This is a genomic window from Frankia sp. CcWB2, assembly GCF_977927585.1.
Genome location: NZ_CDWRCM010000061.1, coordinates 18,274 through 21,712 on the forward strand (window position 1 = coordinate 18,274; position 3,439 = coordinate 21,712).

General features: G+C 69.1%; 4 protein-coding genes. 3 read left to right on the forward strand and 1 reads right to left on the reverse strand.

The annotated features are described in order from the left end of the window. Positions 1 to 108 precede the first annotated feature (108 nt). A complete protein-coding gene (locus ACY45C_RS08925; protein WP_462187152.1) occupies positions 109 to 483 on the forward strand; it encodes a DUF952 domain-containing protein in 375 nt (124 codons plus the stop codon). A gap of 44 nt (positions 484 to 527) precedes the next feature. On the opposite strand, the gene ACY45C_RS08930 is transcribed toward ACY45C_RS08925, so the two are convergent. Next, positions 528 to 827, reverse strand: coding sequence for a 4a-hydroxytetrahydrobiopterin dehydratase (locus ACY45C_RS08930; protein WP_462187153.1), 300 nt, complete (start codon positions 825 to 827; stop codon positions 528 to 530). A 160-nt stretch (positions 828 to 987) separates the two neighbouring features. Between ACY45C_RS08930 and ACY45C_RS08935 the strand changes: the two genes are divergently transcribed. Together ACY45C_RS08935 and typA are read left to right on the forward strand one after the other, a co-directional pair. Further along, the gene (locus ACY45C_RS08935; RefSeq protein ID WP_462187154.1) at positions 988 to 1,491 is read left to right on the forward strand and encodes a (deoxy)nucleoside triphosphate pyrophosphohydrolase; all 504 of its coding nucleotides are present in this window, start codon (positions 988 to 990) and stop codon (positions 1,489 to 1,491) included. 275 nt (positions 1,492 to 1,766) lie between these two features. Then, positions 1,767 to 3,439, forward strand: a 1,673-nt coding sequence (gene typA / locus ACY45C_RS08940) for a translational GTPase TypA (protein WP_462187155.1), incomplete at its 3' end; no start/stop codon positions are given.

Genomic DNA, 3,439 nt, shown 5'->3' on the forward strand with positions numbered 1-3,439 from the left:
GGGGGTGGGTTTCGTCCGGCCCGCCGGGAGTATCCCCGGGCCGATGCGGGCACCGCGACCGTGGCTCGGCAGTCAACGACTGATGAGTGGCAAGGAGAGGGGGATGGCGTGATCTGCCATCTGGCGGGCCGGTCCGAGTGGGCGGCCGGGGCTGGCGGGTACCGCCCGGCGAGCCTGGCATCCGAGGGGTTCATCCATTTCTCCGCCCCGGAGCAGGCCGTGGCCACCGCGAACCGGTACTACGCCGGGCATGCGGACCTGCTGCTGGTCGTCGTCGACCCGGAGCGGCTGAGCGCGGAGCTGCGCTGGGAGCCGCCGGCGGCCGGGGCGCCCGCCGGCCAGGCGCCCGCGGGGGGCACGCCCGCGCCAGGGGAGCTCTTCCCGCATCTCTATGGGATGATCGACACCGGCGCGGTGACGATCGTCGTACCGTTCCCGCCTGATCCGGATGGTGTCTTCAGGGTGCTGCCCAGCCTCTGGTGATCTCCAGATCTGTTCGGTACGAGACGTCTGTTCGGTACGAGAGCTCAGTACGAGACACCGGCCGAGTACAGGATCTGTGAGATCCTGCGGGCCAGGGCCACGTCCAGCTCGGTGACGCCGCCGACTGAGTGGGTCCAGACCGTGAAGGTCGTTGTTCCCGGGCCCCGCTCGACGACCGGATGATGGTTCATCGCGTCCGCTGCCTGCATGACCTCGGCCACGATCGCATCGGCCTCGTCCCCGTCCAGCATGATCTCCAACTGGATCCGGTCGGCGTCGCCGATCCAGCCGGGTAGTGCCGCCAACGCCTCGGCGACTTCGGTGGTGTCCAGCCTGCTCGGCATACCGATTCCCTCCGGCTGGTGATTCTCTGATTCTCTGGCTTGCGGTCCGACGTCCCGCTGCTGGGCGAGCCGTCCTGGTGGAGCCACCCGAAAGGCTCATCAGACACGATCCGCCGGGAACGGATCCACGGCTGGCCGGACTCTGGGAGAGTCCGGCACCATGAACGCGGATGTGGAGGGCTTGGATGCCCTCCCTTCTACCCATGGACGACGGCGTGGAACACCCGAGGACCGGGACGGCACCGACGTCCCGGTGGTTAGGGGACGTCTGGTCGTCGCCGTCGCGCTGCTCGACGACGATCGCCGGGTGCTGGCCGCCCGGCGCCGGGAACCGCATCCCTATGCCGGGATGTGGGAGTTTCCGGGCGGCAAGGTCGAGCCCGGCGAGCACGAGCTCGACGCGCTCGCCCGGGAGTGCCGGGAGGAGCTCGACGTCGAGATCGAGGTCGGTCCGCCGCTCGGCGAGGTCGGGCTGTCCAGCCCCGGGTGGGTGCTGCGGGTGTGGCTCGGCCGGGTGACGCGCCGGCAGCCCCAGCCCGTCGAGCATGACGAGCTGCGCTGGCTCGGCGTAGCCGAACTGGACGATGTCCGGTGGATGCCGGCCGACGGGCCCCTGGTGGCGGAGTTGCGCCGCGTGCTGTCGGCTCCCGGATCGCTTTTCTGAACGCCGGCTCTTCTGAACGCCGGCGACGGGAGGTCGCGGACCGGTGAAGCCCCGGACCGGTGAAGCCCGTTGTAGCCGTGGCATCCGTACCATGGGTGCATCCGTACCATGAGTGGCGGTGCGACCGTTGCCGGTGTACGCGTGACGGGCAGATCGTCGTGCCGCGGCGCCGACACCATGGCGGGCACCCGCCAGAACGTTCGCGTCACCGGTTCATGCGTTACCGTCGTTTCATGCGGTGACGTCGTCGTCGTTGTTGCGGGGTCGCGAACCCCATGTCCGCCCCGGAGCGCATCACCGTGTCTCTTCGTGCCGATCTTCGAAACGTGGCAATCATCGCCCATGTCGACCACGGCAAGACCACCCTCGTTGACGCCATGCTGCGCCAGTCCGGCGCGTTCGGCGAGCATGCCGAGCTCACCGACCGCGTGATGGACTCGATGGACCTGGAGCGTGAGAAGGGCATCACGATTCTCGCGAAGAACACCGCGGTCCGTTACGGCGACATCACGATCAACATCGTCGACACGCCCGGTCACGCCGACTTCGGCGGTGAGGTCGAGCGCGGCCTGTCGATGGTCGACGGCGTCCTGCTGCTCGTGGACGCGAGTGAGGGCCCACTGCCCCAGACGCGCTTCGTCCTGCGCAAGGCGCTCGCGGCGCGGCTGCCGGTGGTGCTCGTCATCAACAAGGTGGACCGGTCGGACGCCCGGATCGCCGAGGTGGTCGACGAGACCTACGAGCTCTTCCTCGACCTCGACGCCGACGAGGACCAGATCGACTTCCCGATCGTCTACTGCAACGCGAAGGCGGGCCGTGCCTCCACCACCCGCCCGGCCGACGGGGTGAGCCCGGACTCACCCGATCTCAAGCCGCTGTTCGACCTTCTGCTGGAGACCGTGCCGGCGCCGTCGTTCGATCCGGACGCGCCGCTGCAGGCCCTGGTCACCAACCTCGACGCGTCCCCGTACCTCGGCCGGCTCGCGCTGTGCCGGGTGCACAACGGCACGATCAAGCGTGGTCAGCCGGCGACGCTGTGCCGGGCCGACGGCAGCCAGCAGCGCGTCAAGATCAGCGAGATGCTGATGACGCAGGCGCTCGAGCGGGTGCCGGCGGAGTCGGCCGGGCCGGGCGACATCATCGCCATCGCTGGCATCCCCGACATCACGATCGGGGAGACCCTCGCCGACGCCGATGATCCCCGGCCGCTGCCGGTCATCACCGTCGACGAACCGTCCATCAGCATGACGATTGGCATCAACACCTCCCCGCTCGCCGGCCGTTCCGGCAAGAAGCTGACGGCACGGCTGGTCAAGAACCGGCTGGACGCCGAGCTCATCGGCAACGTGTCGATCCGGGTACTGCCCACCGAGCGGCCGGACACCTGGGAGGTGCAGGGCCGCGGGGAGCTGCAGCTCGCCGTGCTCGTCGAGCTGATGCGGCGCGAGGACTTCGAGCTGACCGTCGGCAAGCCGCAGGTCGTCCCCCGCATTGTCGACGGCAAGATCCACGAGCCGGTGGAGCACCTCACCATCGACGCGCCCGAGGAGTTCCTCGGCACGCTGACCCAGCTGCTCGCGCTGCGCAAGGGCCGGGTCGAGCAGATGGTCAACCACGGCACCGGCTGGATCCGGCTGGAGTACCTGGTCCCGGCCCGCGGGCTGATCGGGTTCCGGACCGAGTTCCTCACCGAGACCCGCGGTACCGGGCTGCTGCACCACGTCTTCGACCGGTACGAGCCCTGGTTCGGGGAGCTGCGCACCCGGGCGACAGGCTCCATGGTCGCCGACCGCAGCGGGGTGGCGACCGCGTACGCCCTGTTCAACCTCCAGGAACGCGGCACGATGTTCGTCGGGCCGACGACCGAGGTCTACGAGGGCATGATCGTGGGTGAGAACTCCCGGGCGGACGACATGGACGTCAACCCGACCAAGGAAAAGAAGCTCAC